The sequence below is a fragment of the Streptomyces sp. NPDC097617 genome (assembly GCF_044761485.1).
Lineage (GTDB): Bacteria > Actinomycetota > Actinomycetes > Streptomycetales > Streptomycetaceae > Streptomyces.
The window spans coordinates 382,404-397,235 of sequence record NZ_JBIWCL010000001.1 but is presented as its reverse complement, the minus strand read 5'-3'; the positions used below and the strand labels follow the sequence as shown (position 1 = coordinate 397,235).

The 14,832-nt window shown below is 73.0% G+C and carries 18 protein-coding genes; 4 read left to right on the top strand and 14 right to left on the bottom strand.

The genetic code is table 11. From position 1 onward, the window contains the following. Positions 1-19: 19 nt before the first annotated feature. The 3 genes from ACIQZO_RS01890 to hisI are packed head-to-tail and all read right to left on the bottom strand — an operon-like array spanning position 20 to position 2,583. Positions 20-694, bottom strand: a complete 675-nt coding sequence (locus tag ACIQZO_RS01890; RefSeq protein WP_403618527.1) for a TIGR02234 family membrane protein — start codon at positions 692-694, stop codon at positions 20-22. Between the two features lie 14 nt (positions 695-708). Then, entirely contained in the window at positions 709-2,199 is a 1,491-nt protein-coding gene (locus tag ACIQZO_RS01885; RefSeq protein WP_403618524.1) for an anthranilate synthase component I, read from the bottom strand. A 15-nt stretch (positions 2,200-2,214) separates the two neighbouring features. Beyond that, on the bottom strand, positions 2,215-2,583 hold the full coding sequence (gene hisI, locus ACIQZO_RS01880) for a phosphoribosyl-AMP cyclohydrolase (RefSeq protein WP_397735072.1): 369 nt from the start codon (positions 2,581-2,583) through the stop codon (positions 2,215-2,217). 92 nt (positions 2,584-2,675) lie between these two features. On the opposite strand from hisI, the gene ACIQZO_RS01875 reads away from it, so the two are divergent. Continuing rightward, positions 2,676-3,308 carry a TIGR03085 family metal-binding protein gene (locus ACIQZO_RS01875; RefSeq protein WP_403618520.1) on the top strand — a complete coding sequence of 211 codons (633 nt, stop codon included), beginning with the start codon at positions 2,676-2,678 and terminating at the stop codon, positions 3,306-3,308. Between the two features lie 76 nt (positions 3,309-3,384). On the opposite strand, the gene hisF is transcribed toward ACIQZO_RS01875, so the two are convergent. The 8 genes from hisF to hisD are packed head-to-tail and all read right to left on the bottom strand — an operon-like array spanning position 3,385 to position 9,128. Next, positions 3,385-4,140 carry an imidazole glycerol phosphate synthase subunit HisF gene (hisF, locus tag ACIQZO_RS01870; RefSeq protein ID WP_403618517.1) on the bottom strand — a complete coding sequence of 252 codons (756 nt, stop codon included), beginning with the start codon at positions 4,138-4,140 and terminating at the stop codon, positions 3,385-3,387. Beyond that, a complete protein-coding gene (locus tag ACIQZO_RS01865; protein ID WP_403618513.1) occupies positions 4,137-4,538 on the bottom strand; it encodes a RidA family protein in 402 nt (133 codons plus the stop codon). The genes hisF and ACIQZO_RS01865 overlap by 4 nt, the downstream gene beginning before the upstream one ends. Beyond that, entirely contained in the window at positions 4,535-5,266 is a 732-nt protein-coding gene (gene priA / locus ACIQZO_RS01860; protein WP_403618510.1) for a bifunctional 1-(5-phosphoribosyl)-5-((5-phosphoribosylamino)methylideneamino)imidazole-4-carboxamide isomerase/phosphoribosylanthranilate isomerase PriA, read from the bottom strand. The genes ACIQZO_RS01865 and priA overlap by 4 nt, the downstream gene beginning before the upstream one ends. Further along, positions 5,266-5,916, bottom strand: coding sequence for an imidazole glycerol phosphate synthase subunit HisH (gene hisH, locus ACIQZO_RS01855; RefSeq protein WP_403618508.1), 651 nt, complete (start codon positions 5,914-5,916; stop codon positions 5,266-5,268). Before hisH ends, priA begins: the two co-directional genes overlap by 1 nt. Then, a complete protein-coding gene (locus ACIQZO_RS01850) occupies positions 5,913-6,080 on the bottom strand; it encodes a hypothetical protein (protein ID WP_030009964.1) in 168 nt (55 codons plus the stop codon). The genes hisH and ACIQZO_RS01850 overlap by 4 nt, the downstream gene beginning before the upstream one ends. Before the next feature lie 2 nt (positions 6,081-6,082). Then, positions 6,083-6,676, bottom strand: a complete 594-nt coding sequence (gene hisB, locus ACIQZO_RS01845) for an imidazoleglycerol-phosphate dehydratase HisB (RefSeq protein ID WP_403618505.1) — start codon at positions 6,674-6,676, stop codon at positions 6,083-6,085. Then, complete coding sequence (locus ACIQZO_RS01840) at positions 6,673-7,791, bottom strand: histidinol-phosphate transaminase (protein WP_403618502.1); 1,119 nt, start codon at positions 7,789-7,791, stop codon at positions 6,673-6,675. The genes hisB and ACIQZO_RS01840 overlap by 4 nt, the downstream gene beginning before the upstream one ends. Continuing rightward, complete coding sequence (hisD, locus tag ACIQZO_RS01835; RefSeq protein WP_403618499.1) at positions 7,788-9,128, bottom strand: histidinol dehydrogenase; 1,341 nt, start codon at positions 9,126-9,128, stop codon at positions 7,788-7,790. Before hisD ends, ACIQZO_RS01840 begins: the two co-directional genes overlap by 4 nt. Before the next feature lie 125 nt (positions 9,129-9,253). Between hisD and ACIQZO_RS01830 the strand changes: the two genes are divergently transcribed. The 3 genes from ACIQZO_RS01830 to ybaK all read left to right on the top strand — a co-directional run bounded on the left by ACIQZO_RS01830 (position 9,254) and on the right by ybaK (position 12,188). After that, positions 9,254-10,849, top strand: coding sequence for an oxidoreductase (locus tag ACIQZO_RS01830; RefSeq protein WP_403618496.1), 1,596 nt, complete (start codon positions 9,254-9,256; stop codon positions 10,847-10,849). 96 nt (positions 10,850-10,945) lie between these two features. Then, complete coding sequence (locus ACIQZO_RS01825; RefSeq protein ID WP_403618493.1) at positions 10,946-11,683, top strand: LON peptidase substrate-binding domain-containing protein; 738 nt, start codon at positions 10,946-10,948, stop codon at positions 11,681-11,683. 10 nt (positions 11,684-11,693) lie between these two features. Further along, positions 11,694-12,188, top strand: coding sequence for a Cys-tRNA(Pro) deacylase (gene ybaK / locus ACIQZO_RS01820; RefSeq protein ID WP_403618490.1), 495 nt, complete (start codon positions 11,694-11,696; stop codon positions 12,186-12,188). Between the two features lie 32 nt (positions 12,189-12,220). Here the strand turns inward: ybaK and ACIQZO_RS01815 are convergent, their stop codons facing one another. The 3 genes from ACIQZO_RS01815 to ACIQZO_RS01805 are packed head-to-tail and all read right to left on the bottom strand — an operon-like array spanning position 12,221 to position 14,744. Then, a complete protein-coding gene (locus ACIQZO_RS01815) occupies positions 12,221-12,856 on the bottom strand; it encodes a hypothetical protein (RefSeq protein ID WP_403618487.1) in 636 nt (211 codons plus the stop codon). Positions 12,857-12,903: 47 nt separating this feature from the next. Continuing rightward, complete coding sequence (locus ACIQZO_RS01810; RefSeq protein WP_403618484.1) at positions 12,904-13,776, bottom strand: ABC transporter permease; 873 nt, start codon at positions 13,774-13,776, stop codon at positions 12,904-12,906. Next, on the bottom strand, positions 13,773-14,744 hold the full coding sequence (locus ACIQZO_RS01805) for an ABC transporter ATP-binding protein (RefSeq protein WP_403619203.1): 972 nt from the start codon (positions 14,742-14,744) through the stop codon (positions 13,773-13,775). The genes ACIQZO_RS01810 and ACIQZO_RS01805 overlap by 4 nt, the downstream gene beginning before the upstream one ends. Positions 14,745-14,832 lie beyond the last annotated feature (88 nt).

The following is a 14,832-nucleotide window of genomic DNA, read 5'->3' as shown; positions in this document are numbered from 1 at the left end:
GCCGTCCAGGGGGGTCGGGTCAGGGGGCCCGGTCGGCGCCCGGGTCCGTGGTCGGGTCCTCGCCGCGGTCCAGAGCCTTCCACAGATCTTCCGGCCGGTCCGGATCCACCGCCGCGACAGTCCGCGGACGGGGGCTGCCGTCACGCTCGTAGCGGCCCCCCATCGTGGGCCAGCTCCGGCCGTAGCGCAGGGCCAGCAGCCCGGCGACCAGGATCAGGGCCGCGCCCGCCGCCGTGACGTACGGCCAGGTGGTCTGGGTCAGCCCGGCCACGTGCGCCGCACTGTCGGCGGTCGTACGGGCGGCCTGCGCGTCCAGGGCCCGGCGGCCGTCGGCGCCGAGAACGGCCGACAGGGCCGCGCCCAGGCCGCTGAGCGCCAGCAGCCCCGACACCAGCAGCCGGCTCTTGCCGCGTACGGCGAAGACGGCGACCAGCGCGGCGAGGGCCACGATGGCCAGCGCGGCGGGCAGGCCGGTGACGGCCCGCCCGTCGGCGGTCAGCTGGAGCGAGTCACTGCCGAGGGCGGTGGTGCCCCGGGCCCAGGTCCGGCCGGAGGCGAGCAGGACGACGGTGGCGCCGAGCGCGCCGAGCAGCAGGGCGATGGCCACGCTGCGGCGGCCGCCTCTGCTGTCCGGAGCCTCGGGCTCGGCGTCGGCATCGGTTCGGGGTGGGGGTACGGCACTCACGTACCCCACTATCCCCTACGCCCTCAGGAGCTGTGGAGGCGGTTCGCCGCTCCCACCGCGCGCAGCACCGCGGCGGCCTTGTTGCGGCACTCCTTGTCCTCCAGCTCGGGAACCGAGTCGGCGACGACACCGGCTCCGGCCTGTACGTACGCCGTCCCGTCGCGCAGCAGCGCGGTGCGGATGGCGATGGCCGTGTCGGAGTCGCCGGCGAAGTCCAGGTAGCCCACGCAGCCGCCGTACAGGCCGCGGCGGGAGGGCTCCAGCTCCTCGATGATCTGCATGGCGCGGGGCTTGGGCGCGCCGGAGAGGGTGCCGGCCGGGAAGCAGGCGGTGAGCACGTCGAAGGCGGTCCGGCCCTCGGCGACCCGCCCCGTGACGGTGGACACGATGTGCATGACGTGCGAGTACCGCTCGATCTTCATGAAGTCGACGACCTCGACAGAGCCCGGCTCGCAGACCCGGCCGAGGTCGTTGCGGCCCAGGTCGACGAGCATCAGGTGCTCGGCGCGCTCCTTGGGGTCGGCCATCAGCTCCTCGGCGAGCTCGTGGTCCTCCTGCGGGGTCGCGCCGCGGTGGCGGGTCCCGGCGATCGGGTGGACCATGGCCCGCCCGTCCTCGACCTTGACCAGCGCCTCGGGGCTGGAGCCGACCACGTCGAAGCCGTTCTCGAAGCGGAAGAGGTACATGTACGGGGACGGGTTGGTGGCCCGCAGCACCCGGTAGACGTCCAGCGCGGAGGCGTGGCAGGGGGTCTCGAACCGCTGCGAGGGCACCACCTGGAAGGCCTCGCCGGCCCGGATGCGCTCCTTGATGTCCTCGACGGCCGCCTGGTACTTCTCGCCGCCCCACAGGGCGGAGAACTCGGGCAGCTCGGAGGCGGGCAGCGCGGCCGGCACGTAGGGGGCGGGCCGGGCGAGGTCCGCCTCCATCGCGTCGAGGCGGGCCACGGCGTCCGCGTACGCCTCGTCGACCCCGGAGTCCAGGTCGTTGTGGTTGATGGCGTTGGCGATGAGCTGGACGGTGCCGTCCCAGTGGTCCATGACCGCCAGGTCGGAGGTGAGCAGCATGGTCAGCTCGGGCAGCTTCAGGTCGTCGCCGGTGTGCTCGCCGATGCGCTCGAGGCGGCGCACGATGTCGTAGCCGAGGTAGCCGACCATGCCGCCGGTGAAGGGGGGCATGGCGCCCGCGAGGTCGCGGGGGGTGTGCAGGGCCTCGACCGTGGCGCGCAGGGCGTCGAGCGGGTCGCCGTCGGTGGGGACGCCGACGGGCGGGGTGCCGATCCAGTGCGCCCGGCCGTCCCGGGCGGTCAGGGTGGCGTCGCTGCGGACCCCGATGAAGGAGTACCGGGACCAGGAGCGGCCGTTCTCGGCGGACTCCAGGAGGAAGGTGCCGGGGCGTTCGGCTGCCAGCTTGCGGTAGAGCCCGACGGGGGTGTCCCCGTCGGCCAGCAGCTTGCGGCTCACGGGGATGACGCGGCGGTCGGCCGCGAGCTTGCGGAACGTCTCAAGATCCATTTCGGGGGACCCTACCTAGTCGGCTGCGCGGAGGAGGACATCGTCGTCGAAGCAGGTGCGTGCCCCGGTGTGGCAGGCCGCTCCGACCTGGTCGACGCGGACGAGCACAGTGTCGGCATCGCAGTCGAGCGCGACGGATTTCACGTGCTGGAAGTGGCCGGAAGTGTCCCCCTTCACCCAGTACTCCTGGCGGCTGCGGGACCAGTAGGTGCAGCGGCCGGTGGTCAGGGTGCGGTGCAGGGCCTCGTCGTCCATCCAGCCGAGCATGAGCACCTCACCGGTGTCGTACTGCTGGGCGATGGCCGGGACCAGGCCGTCCGCGGAGCGCTTGAGGCGCGCGGCGATGGCGGGGTCGAGGTTGCCGGGGCGGGGGGACGTACTCATGTGGACATTGTGCCGGGCCGCGGCGGGGGCTGATGATCCCTGTCCGACAGATGAGCGGGCGCTCGGCGTGTTCCGGCCGTAGGCTGGCCCGCATGTCTACCCATGCGAAGCGTGAACGCCTGCTGCTGGCGGACCTGTTGGAGGCGGCCGGGCCGGAAGCCCCCACGCTGTGCGGCGGCTGGACCGGCCGCGATCTGGCCGCGCACGTGGTGGTGCGGGAGCGGCGGCCGGACGCGGCGGGCGGTCTGCTGCTGAACGTGCTGAAGGCGCGCCTGGACAGGGCGATGGAGGAGTACACGGCCAAGCCGTTCGAGGAACTGATCGCGTTGATCAGGACCGGCCCGCCGAGGCTGTCGGTGTACGCGCTGAAGCAGATCGACGAGGCGGCGAACGCCGTCGAGTTCTACGTGCACGCGGAGGACGTCCGGCGCGCCCAGCCGGACTGGTCCCCGCGGGAACTGGACCCGGTCTTCTCGGACGCCCTGTGGTCCCGGCTGGAGAAGCTGGCCCGCCTGACGGGCCGCCGCTCGCCGGTGGGCCTGGTCCTGCGGCGCCCGGACGGACGGACGGTGGTGGCCCACAAGGGCGCGCCGGTGGTCACGGTGACGGGGGAACCGGGGGAGCTGACGCTGTTCTGCTTCGGCCGCCAGGACGCTGCCGCGGTGACGCTCGACGGCGACAAGGAGGCCATCGCGAAGCTGACGGTGGCCGCACTGGGCATCTGACCCGGGGCGGGGCCCCGATCCTCGAGCCCCGCCGGCGATGGGGTGCGGCGCCGGGCCGCACCCCCCGGGGACGGGTTCAGCGGACGGGGTGGCCCGCTTGCTGGAGGGCCGACTTGACCTCCGCGATGCGCAGGTCACCGAAGTGGAAGACCGACGCCGCGAGCACCGCGTCCGCGCCCGCCTCGATCGCGGGGGCGAAGTCCGCCAGCCTGCCCGCGCCGCCGGAGGCGATCACCGGGACCGTGACGTGCTTGCGGACCGCCGCGATCATCTCGGTGTCGTAGCCGTCCTTGGTGCCGTCGGCGTCCATCGAGTTGAGCAGGATCTCGCCCGCGCCCAGTTCCGCGGCCCGGTGCGCCCACTCGACCGCGTCGATGCCGGTGCCCTGCCGGCCGCCGTGCGTGGTGACCTCGAAGGTCCCTGCGGCGGTGCGGCGCGCGTCCACGGACAGCACGAGCACCTGCCGCCCGAAGCGCTCCGCGATCTCCTGGATGAGCTCGGGGCGGGCGATGGCCGCGGTGTTCACGCCCACCTTGTCCGCACCGGCCCGCAGCAGCTTGTCCACGTCGTCCGCGGTACGGACGCCGCCGCCCACGGTCAGCGGGATGAAGACCTGCTCCGCGGTGCGGCGCACCACGTCGTAGGTGGTCTCGCGGTTCCCGGAGGACGCGGTGATGTCGAGGAAGGTCAGCTCGTCGGCGCCCTCGGCGTCGTACAGCTTGGCCATCTCCACCGGGTCGCCCGCGTCGCGCAGGTTCTGGAAGTTGACGCCCTTGACGACCCGGCCGTTGTCCACGTCCAGGCAGGGGATCACGCGTACGGCGAGGGTCATGCGGTCACCGCCTTGAACGCCTCGACCTCCACCTCGACGACCATGCTGGGGTCGACGAAGCCGGAGACGATGAGCATGGTCGCGGCGGGCCGGACCGCGTCGAAGAGCTGCTTGTGGGCGCGGCCCACCTCTTCCACGTCCCGGGCGTGGGTGAGGTACATCCGGGTGCGGACCACGTCCTCGGCGCCCATGCCGGCCTCGGCGAGGGCCTTGAAGGCGACCTCGAAGGCCTTGACCGTCTGGTCGTACGGGCCGCCCGCGTCGCCCGCGGTGCAGCCGGAGACCAGGACCAGGCCGTTGGAGAGGGCCACGGCGCGCGAGTAGCCGATGACGTCCTCGTAGGCACCGCCGGAGGAGATGCGCCGTACGTCGGCCGTGGAGTCGGGGGAGCTGCTCATGCGGAGACCACCTTCAGGGCTTCTTCCAGGGTGAAGGCCTTGGCGTACAGGGCCTTGCCGACGATCGCGCCCTCGACGCCCTGCGGGACCAGTTCGGACAGGGCCCGCAGGTCGTCGAGCGAGGAGATGCCCCCGGAGGCGACGACGGGCCGGTCGGTGGCGGCGCAGACGTTCTTCAGCAGCTCCAGGTTGGGGCCGGTCAGCGTGCCGTCCTTGCCGATGTCGGTGACGACGTACCGGGCGCAGCCCTCGGAGTCCAGGCGCGCGAGGGTCTCGTAGAGGTCCCCGCCCTCGCTGGTCCAGCCGCGGCCCTTGAGGGTGGTGCCGCGGACGTCGAGGCCGACCGCGATCCGGTCGCCGTGCTCGGCGATGGCCCGGGCGGCCCACTCCGGGGTCTCCAGGGCGGCGGTGCCCAGGTTGACGCGGGTGCAGCCGGTGGCGAGGGCCGCGGCCAGCGAGACGTCGTCGCGGATGCCGCCGGACAGCTCGACCTTGATGTCCATGGCGCGGGTGATCTCGGCGACCAGGGCGCGGTTGTCGCCGGTGCCGAAGGCGGCGTCCAGGTCGACCAGGTGCAGCCATTCGGCGCCGGAGCGCTGCCAGGCGAGGGCCGCCTCCAGCGGGGACCCGTAGGACGTCTCGCTGCCGGACACCCCGTGCACGAGGCGGACGGCCTGTCCGTCGCGGACGTCGACCGCGGGCAGGAGTTCGAGCGTGGGTGCGGTCATCACAGGGTCTCGATCCAGTTGGTGAGGAGCTGGGCGCCGGCGTCACCGGACTTCTCGGGGTGGAACTGCGTGGCCCACAGGGCCCGGTTCTCCACCGCCGCCACGAATCGCTCGCCGTGGGTGGCCCAGGTGACCTTGGGGGCGCGGATCAGCGGGTTGGTCACCTCGAGGGTCCAGTCGCGCGCCGCGTAGGAGTGCACGAAGTAGAACCGGGCGTCGGCGTCCAGGCCCTTGAAGGCCTGACTGTCGGCCGGGGACTCGACGGTGTTCCAGCCCATGTGGGGGACGATCGGGGCCCGGAGCGGGCCGACCGTGCCGGGCCACTCGTCCAGGCCCTCGGTCTCGACGCCGTGCTCGATACCGCGCTCGAAGAGGATCTGCATGCCGACGCAGATGCCCATGACGGGGCGGCCGCCGGAGAGCCGGCGGCCGATGATCCAGTCGCCGCGGACGTCCTTGAGTCCCTGCATGCAGGCGGAGAAGGCGCCCACGCCGGGGACGAGGAGTCCGTCGGCGTCCATGGCCTTGTCGTAGTCGCGGGTGATTTCGACGTTCGCCCCGACGCGGGCGAGGGCCCGCTCGGCGGAGCGTACGTTTCCGAAGCCGTAGTCGAAGACGACGACGTTCTTGGTGGGGCGGACTGCGCTCATTCCCAAATTCCCTGGATTCGCAGGACTCCTGCGGCGAGACACATCGCGGAGGCGAGGGCCAGCAGGATGATGACCGACTTGGGCATCTTCTGCTTCTGGAAGGAGTAGACGCCCCCGGCCAGGAACAGGCCGAGGACGATCAGGATCGTGTTCAGGCCGTTCACGGCTAGAGGGCGCCCTTCGTGGAGGGCAGGATGCCGGCCGCGCGCGGATCGAACTCGGCGGCGTAGCGCAGGGCCCGGGCCAGGGCCTTGAACTGGCACTCCACGATGTGGTGGGCGTTGCGGCCGTACGGGACGTGGATGTGCAGGGCGATCTGGGCCTGCGCGACGAAGGACTCGAAGATGTGCCGGGTCATCGTCGTGTCGTACGTGCCGATCATCGGCGCCATGTTCTCGGGCTCGGTGTGCACGAGGTAGGGGCGGCCGGACAGGTCGACGGTCACCTGGGCGAGGGACTCGTCGAGCGGCACGGTGCAGTTGCCGAAGCGGTAGATGCCGACCTTGTCGCCGAGGGCCTGCTTGAAGGCGGCGCCCAGCGCGAGCGCGCTGTCCTCGATGGTGTGGTGGCTGTCGATGTGCAGGTCGCCCTCGGTCTTGACGGTGAGGTCGAAGAGGCCGTGGCGGCCGAGCTGGTCGAGCATGTGGTCGTAGAAGCCCACACCCGTTGACACTGAGACGTCGCCCTTGCCGTCGAGGTTTATCTCGACGACGACCGAGGTCTCCTTGGTGGTCCGTTCGACCCGTCCGATGCGGCTCATGCGTGCTGCTCCTTCTTCAGTGCGCGAACCGCTTCCAGGAACGCGTCGTTCTCCGCCGGGGTGCCGGCGGTGACCCGCAGCCATCCCGGTACGCCGTTGTCCCGGACCAGGACGCCCCGGTCGAGGATCTTCTGCCAGGCGGTGTGCGAGTCCTCGAACTTCCCGAACTGGATGAAGTTCGCGTCGGAATCGGTGACCTCGAAGCCGATGGCCCGCAGTTCCACGACCAGGCGGTCGCGCTCGGCCTTGAGCTGCTCGACGTAGCCGAGCAAGGTGTCGGTGTGCTCCAGGGCGGCCAGTGCGGTGGCCTGCGTGACGGCCGACAGGTGGTACGGCAGGCGCACCAGCTGGACGGCGTCGACGACGGCGGGGTGGGCGGCCAGGTAACCCAGGCGCAGGCCGGCCGCGCCGAAGGCCTTGGACATGGTCCGGGAGACCACCATGTTCGGGCGGCCCTCGATGAGGGGCAGCAGCGAGTCCCGGTGGCTGAACTCCACGTACGCCTCGTCCACGATCACCAGAGACGGCTTGGCGGCCTGCGCGGCCTCGTAGAGGGCGAGGACCGTCTCGGCCTCGACCGCGGTGCCCGTGGGGTTGTTGGGCGAGGTGATGAAGACGACGTCGGGGGCGTGCTCCGTGATCGCCCGCTCCGCCGCCTCCACGTCGATCGTGAAGTCCTCGCGGCGCGGGCCGGAGATCCACCCGGTGCCGGTGCCGCGGGAGATCAGCGCGTGCATCGAGTAGGAGGGCTCGAAGCCGAGCGCGGTGCGGCCGGGCCCGCCGAAGGTCTGCAGCAGCTGCTGGATGACCTCGTTGGAGCCGTTGGCAGCCCATACGTTCTCGCGCGCGACCGGGTGCTTGCCCGTACGGGTGAGGTAGGCGGCCAGCTCGGTGCGCAGCTCGACCGCGTCCCGGTCGGGGTAGCGGTTGAGGGTGCGGGCCGCCTCGGCGACGCGCTCGGCGATGCGCCGGACGAGCTCGTCGGGCAGCTCGTACGGGTTTTCGTTCGTGTTCAGCTGGACGGGCACGTCGAGCTGCGGAGCGCCGTACGGGGTCTTGCCGCGCAGCTCGTCCCGGATGGGCAGGTCGTCGATGCCGATGCCGGCGGCGGTCATACGGTGGGCACCTTCCATCCGAAGCGCGCCTTCAGGGCGGCGCCGTGCGCGGGCAGGTCCTCGGCCTCGGCCAGCGTCACCACGTGGTGGGTGACCTCGGCGAGGGCGTCCCGCGTGTAGTCGACGATGTGGATGCCGCGCAGGAAGGACTGCACGGACAGGCCGGAGGAGTGGCAGGCGCAGCCGCCGGTGGGCAGCACGTGGTTCGACCCGGCGCAGTAGTCGCCGAGCGAGACCGGGGCCCACGGGCCGACGAAGATCGCGCCGGCGTTGCGTACGCGGGCGGCCCAGGCGGCGGCGTCGGCGGTCTGGATCTCCAGGTGCTCGGCGCCGTACGCGTCGACGACCTTCAGGCCGTCCTCCAGGCTGTCGACCAGCACGATCGCGGACTGCCTGCCCGCCAGGGCCGGCTTGATCCGGTCCTCGACGTGCTTGGTCGCGGCGACCTGCGGCTCCAGCTCCTTCTCGACGGCGTCCGCGAGCTCCGCGGAGTCCGTGACGAGCACGGCCGCGGCCAGCGGGTCGTGCTCGGCCTGGCTGATCAGGTCGGCGGCGACGTGCACCGGGTCGGCGGTGGAGTCGGCGAGGACGGCGATCTCGGTCGGGCCGGCCTCGGTGTCGATGCCGATCTTCCCGGTGAAGTAGCGCTTGGCGGCGGCGACCCAGATGTTGCCGGGGCCGGTCACCATGTTGGAGGGAAGGCAGTCCTCGGTCCCGTACGCGAACATCGCGACGGCCTGCGCACCGCCCACCGCGTACACCTCGTCCACGCCGAGCAGTGCGCATGCGGCGAGGATCGTCGGGTGCGGCAGGCCCCCGGCGGGGTCTCCGTCAAAAGCGGGCTTCTGCGGCGGGGACGCGAGCGCGATCGACTCGACGCCCGCCTCCTGGGCGGGCACCACGTTCATGACGACGGAGGACGGGTAGACCGAACGGCCGCCCGGGGCGTACAGCCCCACGCGCTCCACCGGAACCCACTTCTCGGTCACGGTGCCGCCGGGGACCACCTGAGTGGTGTGCTCGGTGCGGCGCTGATTCCGGTGCACGATCCGGGCGCGCCGGATCGACTCCTCCAGGGCGGCGCGGACGGCCGGGTCCAGCTGCTCCAGGGCGGCCTCGATGGCCTCCGTGGGTACCCGGACCTGCGAGAGCTCGACCCCGTCGAACTTCTGCGCGTACTCGATCAGCGCCGCCGTGCCACGATGATGGACGTCCTCGCAGATGGGCCGCACCTTCTCCAGGGCAGCTTCTACGTCGAACTCGGCACGGGGCAGCAGATCGCGCAGGGCGCCGCCCTCGGGGAGGGCGTCACCGCGCAGGTCGATACGAGAGATCACCTCACAATTCTCTCAGACCGCTTCGCGCCACCGTTCGCCCGTATCACTGGCTGATACAGGTCCCGGGTGTCACAGGCGCCCGATAGCGTTCCCGTACACGTGGACGACAGCGGAGGGGGGCCGCCGTGACCGAGGCGCGCACGGACGAGGAACCGGCGGATCTCACCGCCGCCGAACGCCGCATGTGGGAGGCCTTCCGCACCGGCAGCGTCTGCGATCTCAGCACCCGCGCCGCCGACCGGGACGATCCGCACGCGGAGCACGTCTGGGGCCCCGAGCGCAGCGTCCGCGCCCGGGTGGTCGCCCGGCTGCTGCTGCACGGGCCGCCGCCGGTGCCGGGCCGGGTGGCCTCGCTCAAGCTGCGCGGGGTGCGGATCAGCGGGCGGCTGGAACTGTCCGGCGCCGCGGTGGCCCCGTACGTGGAGCTCCAGTCCTGCCGCTTCGACAGCGAGATCCAGCTGTCCGAGGCCCGGGTCGGCACGCTGCGGATGGTCAACTGCGCGATACCGCGGCTGGAGGCCTCCCGGCTGCACACCGAGGGCGATCTGCACCTGCCGCGCTGCCGGGTGGCGCGCGGGATCCGGCTGACCGACGCGCAGATCGGCACCGACCTGCTGGTCAGCCAGGCCGTGGTGCAACGGGACAACAAGGGCCGGGCCATCTCCGCCGACGGGCTGTCCGTCGCGCAGGACTTACAGGGCGAGCTGCTGGAGACGTACGGGGAGGTGAGCCTGCGCGGCGCGAAGGTCGGCGTGTCGATGAACCTGCGCGGGGCCCGCCTGCGCAATCCGTCCGGGCGGTTCGCGCTCAACGCCCCGCAGCTGACCGTCGAGCGGACCCTGTACCTGACCTCCATCGCGCTGGACTACGCGGCGTACGGGGGCTCATCCACTCCCCCGTACGGGCTGGGGCCGACGCCCACCCGCGGCCGGCGGTCGCAGCACTTCGAGTGCCGCGGAGGGCTGCGGCTGGACGACGGCCGGTTCGGGGACGCCATCGACTTCTACGGGGCGCGGTTCACGCTCACCGACGAGCAGGAGATCTCCCTGCGCCGGATACAGACCCCGGAGTTCCGCTTCGTCGGCGAGCGACCGGAGCGCGGGCGGGTGGTGGTGTCCGGGGCCAAGGTGGTCAAGCTCGTCGACACCTCCACGAGCTGGCCGGGCCCGGGCGGGCTGTCCATCGAGGGGTTCGTCTACGAGAACCTCGCGCCCCGGGGCCATTTCCCGCTCTCCCGCCGCCTGGAATGGGTGGAGGCGGCCACTCCCGAGTACTCGCCGGAGCCGTACGAGCGGCTGGCCGCCGTACTGCGCGCCAGCGGCGAGGACGCGGACGCCCGCGCGGTGCTGCTGGCCAAGCAGCGGAGGCGCCGGGACACGCTGCCGCCCTGGCCGAAGGCGTGGGGTTACCTCCAGGACTGGACGGTGGTCTACGGATACCGGCCGGGCCGTGCCGCCCTGTGGATGGCGGTGCTGTGGGCGGCCGGGGCGCTGCTGTTCGCCCAGCTCGACCCGCCGGCGCTCAAGGAGGACGAGCACCCGCAGTGGAGCGCCGCCCTGTACGCGCTGGACCTGCTGCTCCCGGTGATCGACCTCGGTCAGCAGGGGCAGTGGAAGCTGGAGGGCAGCTGGCAGTGGGGGGCCGCGGGTCTCGTCATCATGGGCTGGATCCTGGCCACGACGGTGGCGGCGGGGGCCTCCCGGCTGCTGCGTCGGGGCTGACGGCGGCGGGGGTCGTCCGGCCGGGCGCGCACGTGCCGCTGTCCGCCCCTCAAACGCCGGACACCCTCCGGGTCCCGGGCGATTACCCTGTGCCAGGTGACCACCGTTCGCCTGCCCCTCTTCCCGCTGAACTCGGTGCTGTTCCCGGGACTCGTCATCCCGCTGAACATCTTCGAGGAGCGTTATCGCGCCATGATGCGCGAGCTGCTGAAGACGGGCGAGGACGAGCCCCGCCGTTTCGCGGTTGTCGCGATCCGCGACGGCCGGGAGGTCGCGCCGACCGCGCCCGGCCTGCCGGACCAGACGGCCGTGCCCGAGCGGGGCCCGGCGGCGGGCTTCGGCCCCGATCCGATCCAGGCCTTCCACCGGGTGGGCTGCATCGCCGACGCGGCGACCGTCCGGGAGCGGGAGGACGGCAGCTTCGAGGTGCTGGCGACCGGCACGACACGGGTCCGCCTGATCTCGGTCGACGCCTCGGGCCCCTTCCTGACGGCGGAGCTGGAAGAGCTCCCGGAGGACGCGGGCGACGGCGCGGGCGTGCTGGCCGAAGGGGTGCTGCGGGCCTTCCGCAACTACCAGAAGCGGCTGGCCGGCGCCCGCGAGCGCTCCCTGACCGGCGCGGAGCTCCCCGACGAGCCCTCGGTGGTCTCCTACCTGGTGGCAGCGGCGGCGGTGCTGGACATCCCGGCGAAGCAGCGGCTGCTCCAGGCCCCGGACACCGCGACGCGGCTGGCGGAGGAGCTGAAGCTGCTGCGTACGGAGACGGCGGTGATCCGCCACCTGCCGTCGCTGCCGGCGGTGGACCTGACCCGTGCCCCGACGAGCCCGAACTGAGCGGACACCGATGGCGAAGAAGCCCAAGCAGGCGGCGGGCACCCCGGCGATCGTCGCCCTGACGGCGGCGGGCGTCACGTTCACCACGCACGCCTACGAGCACGACCCGGCCCACTCCTCCTACGGGGAGGAGGCGGCGCAGGCGCTCGGCGTCTCGCCCGCCCAGGTCTTCAAGACCCTGGTCGCGGACGTGGACGGCGTCCTGACGGTGGCGGTGGTCCCGGTCTCGGGGTCACTGGACCTCAAGGCCCTGGCGACGGCGGTCGGCGGCAAGCGGGCGGCGATGGCCGACCCGGCCCTGGCGGAGCGCACGACGGGCTACGTCCGCGGCGGCATCTCCCCGCTCGGCCAGCGCAAGCGTCTCCGTACGGTGATCGACGCCTCGGCCGTGGCGCACGCCACGATCTGCTGCTCGGCGGGCCGGCGCGGCCTGGAGGTCGAACTCGCCCCGTCGGACCTGACCACCCTCACCTCGGCCACCCTGGCCCCGATCGCCCGCGCGTAGCCGAATCCGGCCCCGGGCGGAGCCCCGATGCTTCAGTCGTGCGGAGCCGCGGGCGGCGGAGCCTGGTAGTAGCCCGTCCAGCCCTCCACGGGGTCGGGATCCGGATCCCGCGGAGTCCACAGCGCGGTCAGCCCCAGGTGCACCAGCACCGCGATCATCGGCCACCCCAGCAACGCCCCGTGCGCGAGCAGCTCCAGCGGCGCGTCGAACGGAACCCCCTTGCCCGCGGCCTTCGCGGCGGCGACGAGGTCCGAGGAGGGCCCCAGCCACAGCCCGAACCGCCACCCCACCAGCGCGGCGAAGACGGACCCGACCGCGAGCCCGATCACCAGCGGCACACCACCGGACCGGCGCCACAGGAAGGTGCCGACGGCACTGAGCACGCCCAGCCCGAGCGACAGCAGGAAGAAGGTCCCGTCGGAGGCGATCCGCGCCTCGCTCTCGCTGTTGCTCAGGAAGACGGCCTCGCCGTTGGACACGTACTGCACCCGGGGGGCCAGCCACACCCACAGCAGGCCGAGGAGCAGTCCGGCCGCCCCGACGAGCAGGGCCACGAAGGCCCCGTCCCGGATGTCTTCCGGGGTGATCGCCCCGGAGGCGGCACCCGGCTTCTCGGGCGGGAGCGACGGCGGGTCGAGGGGGGACGGCGGGGTCACGGCTTCGGTCACCCCCACATCGTGCCAGGTGTGCCCGGCAGCGGCGTCGGCGGACCGTGTCAGCGGACGGCCGCCCGGCGGTACGCCCAGGTCGCGACGGCCAGCGAGAGGACCCCGACGGCCCCGCACACGCCCAGGTCCAGGGCGACGGCCGCCCAGTCGGGATCGGGGGCGAAGGTACGGGCGAACGCCTCGACCCCGTACGTGGACGGGAGCAGGTCCCGGGCCCACACGATCACGTCCGGCATCCGCTCGGGCGGCAGCACCCCGAGCAGCAGCGCCGCCGACATGCCGAGCTGTCCCGCGAGGGTGGCCAGCTCCTGCCGGGGTGCGAGCAGTCCGAGGGCCGCACCCAGCCCGGCCAGCGCGGCGCCGGCCAGCGGTACGACGGCGGCCAGGATCCACAGCCCGCTCAGCGGCAGCCCGAACAGCAGGCAGCCGAAGACCGCGGTGACCAGGGTCCCCGGCAGCGTGAAGGAGGCGTACGCGGCGGCCGCGCCCAGCACCACCGACGCGGGCGGCACCGGCAGGGTGGCGTAGTGGTCGAGCCCGCCGCCGGCCCGCAGCTGCCCGAAGTACTGGGCGAGCAGGTTCAGCGCGACGAAGGCGACGACCAGCACCGAGGACCCGGCGACGACGGCGCGGGCCTCGGAGCCCCCGTCGACCACCCCCCGCATCAGGATCATGATCCCGACGGACTGGAAGGTGGCGACGAACAGCAGCGGGATCCGCGCCACCCGGGCCCGGGAGAGCTGGGCCCGGTACACGGCGGCCAGCGCGGGGAAGAACCGCGCGCGGGGCGCCAGCGGCGCGGGCTGCGGCGCCTGTGCACGGCCGTCGACGGCGCCCGCCGGCGCGGCGCCCGCAGCGGGTGACGGCACGGCGCCGGGCGCGAGCAAGGCCCTCGCGGCCCCCGTCGAAAGGTCGCTCACGACTTCACCAGCCCTTTCGTCCTGCCGCCGAGGGCCAGATACACGTCTTCGAGGCTGGGGGTGGCCAGGGTGAAGTCGTCGAGCGCGGCGAAGGCCGGGCTCCCGATGACCGAGGCCACCGCCGCCCTCGCCTCGTCCGGCGCCAGCCGGAGCACCCAGCGCCGCCCGGACTCGGCGGCCCGCGGCGCGAGCGCGGCGACCTCCGGGACCTCCAGCGGAGCGCCCTCGCGCCACACCAGCTCCAGCCGGACCTCGCCCGAGACGGTGGCCTTCAGACCGGACGGGGTGTCGCAGGCGATGACCTTGCCCTGGTCGATGACGGCGACCCGGTCCAGGACGGTCTCGGCCTCGATGACGTTGTGGGTGACGAGCAGGACCGTGGCGCCGTGCTGCGCGCGCCGCCGGTCGACCGCGGACCAGACCGCCCGCCGCGCCACCGGGTCCATGCCGGTGGTGGGCTCGTCGAGGACCAGGACGGGCCGCTCCCCCACCAGCGCGGTGGCGAAGCAGGCGAGGCGGCGCTGGCCGCCGGAGAGTTTCTTCAGGGGCCGTCCGGCGATCGGGGTCAGCCCGAGTTCCTCCAGGACGGAGTCGCGCGCGGCCCGGGCCGCCCGGACGTCGAGCCCGCGCAGTCGCCCGGTGGTCTCGGCGGCCAGCGCCACCGTGAGCTCGTCCAGGGCGGTGGATTCCTGCCCCAGGTAGGCGAGCAGCCGGGAGGCGCGCTCGGGGTGGCCCACGAGGTCGTGGCCGAGCAGGGTCACCGAGCCGGAGTCCGGCCGCATCAGGCCGGTGAGCTGGCGGACCAGCGTGGACTTGCCGGCGCCGTTGGGGCCGAGCAGGCCGAAGATCTCGCCGCGCCGGACGTCCAGGGAGATCCCGTCGTTGGCGCGGGTCTCGGGCAGGGCGGGAGCCCCGCGCCGGCCGCGTACCGCGGGATAGGTCTTGACCAGGTCACGCACCGCGCAGATGACGTCCGGCGCTGCTCCCGCGGCCGCCGCCGTGCCTTCTCGCGCCTGTGCTGTGCCCGTACTCACGAGGGAGCAGCCTACGGGGTTC

Bases quoted from the DNA above. Each gene is read 5' to 3' on its own strand.
- hisB (WP_403618505.1), bottom strand. From the start codon at position 6,676: ATGAGCCGCATCGGACGGGTCGAACGGACCACCAAGGAGACCTCGGTC.
- ACIQZO_RS01840 (WP_403618502.1), bottom strand. From the start codon at position 7,791: ATGACCGCCGCCGGCATCGGCATCGACGACCTGCCCATCCGGGACGAG.
- hisH (WP_403618508.1), bottom strand. From the start codon at position 5,916: ATGAGCGCAGTCCGCCCCACCAAGAACGTCGTCGTCTTCGACTACGGC.
- ybaK (WP_403618490.1), top strand. From the start codon at position 11,694: ATGGCGAAGAAGCCCAAGCAGGCGGCGGGCACCCCGGCGATCGTCGCC.
- priA (WP_403618510.1), bottom strand. From the start codon at position 5,266: ATGACCGCACCCACGCTCGAACTCCTGCCCGCGGTCGACGTCCGCGAC.
- ACIQZO_RS01865 (WP_403618513.1), bottom strand. From the start codon at position 4,538: ATGAGCAGCTCCCCCGACTCCACGGCCGACGTACGGCGCATCTCCTCC.
- hisF (WP_403618517.1), bottom strand. From the start codon at position 4,140: ATGACCCTCGCCGTACGCGTGATCCCCTGCCTGGACGTGGACAACGGC.
- hisI (WP_397735072.1), bottom strand. From the start codon at position 2,583: ATGAGTACGTCCCCCCGCCCCGGCAACCTCGACCCCGCCATCGCCGCG.
- ACIQZO_RS01885 (WP_403618524.1), bottom strand. From the start codon at position 2,199: ATGGATCTTGAGACGTTCCGCAAGCTCGCGGCCGACCGCCGCGTCATC.
- ACIQZO_RS01875 (WP_403618520.1), top strand. From the start codon at position 2,676: ATGTCTACCCATGCGAAGCGTGAACGCCTGCTGCTGGCGGACCTGTTG.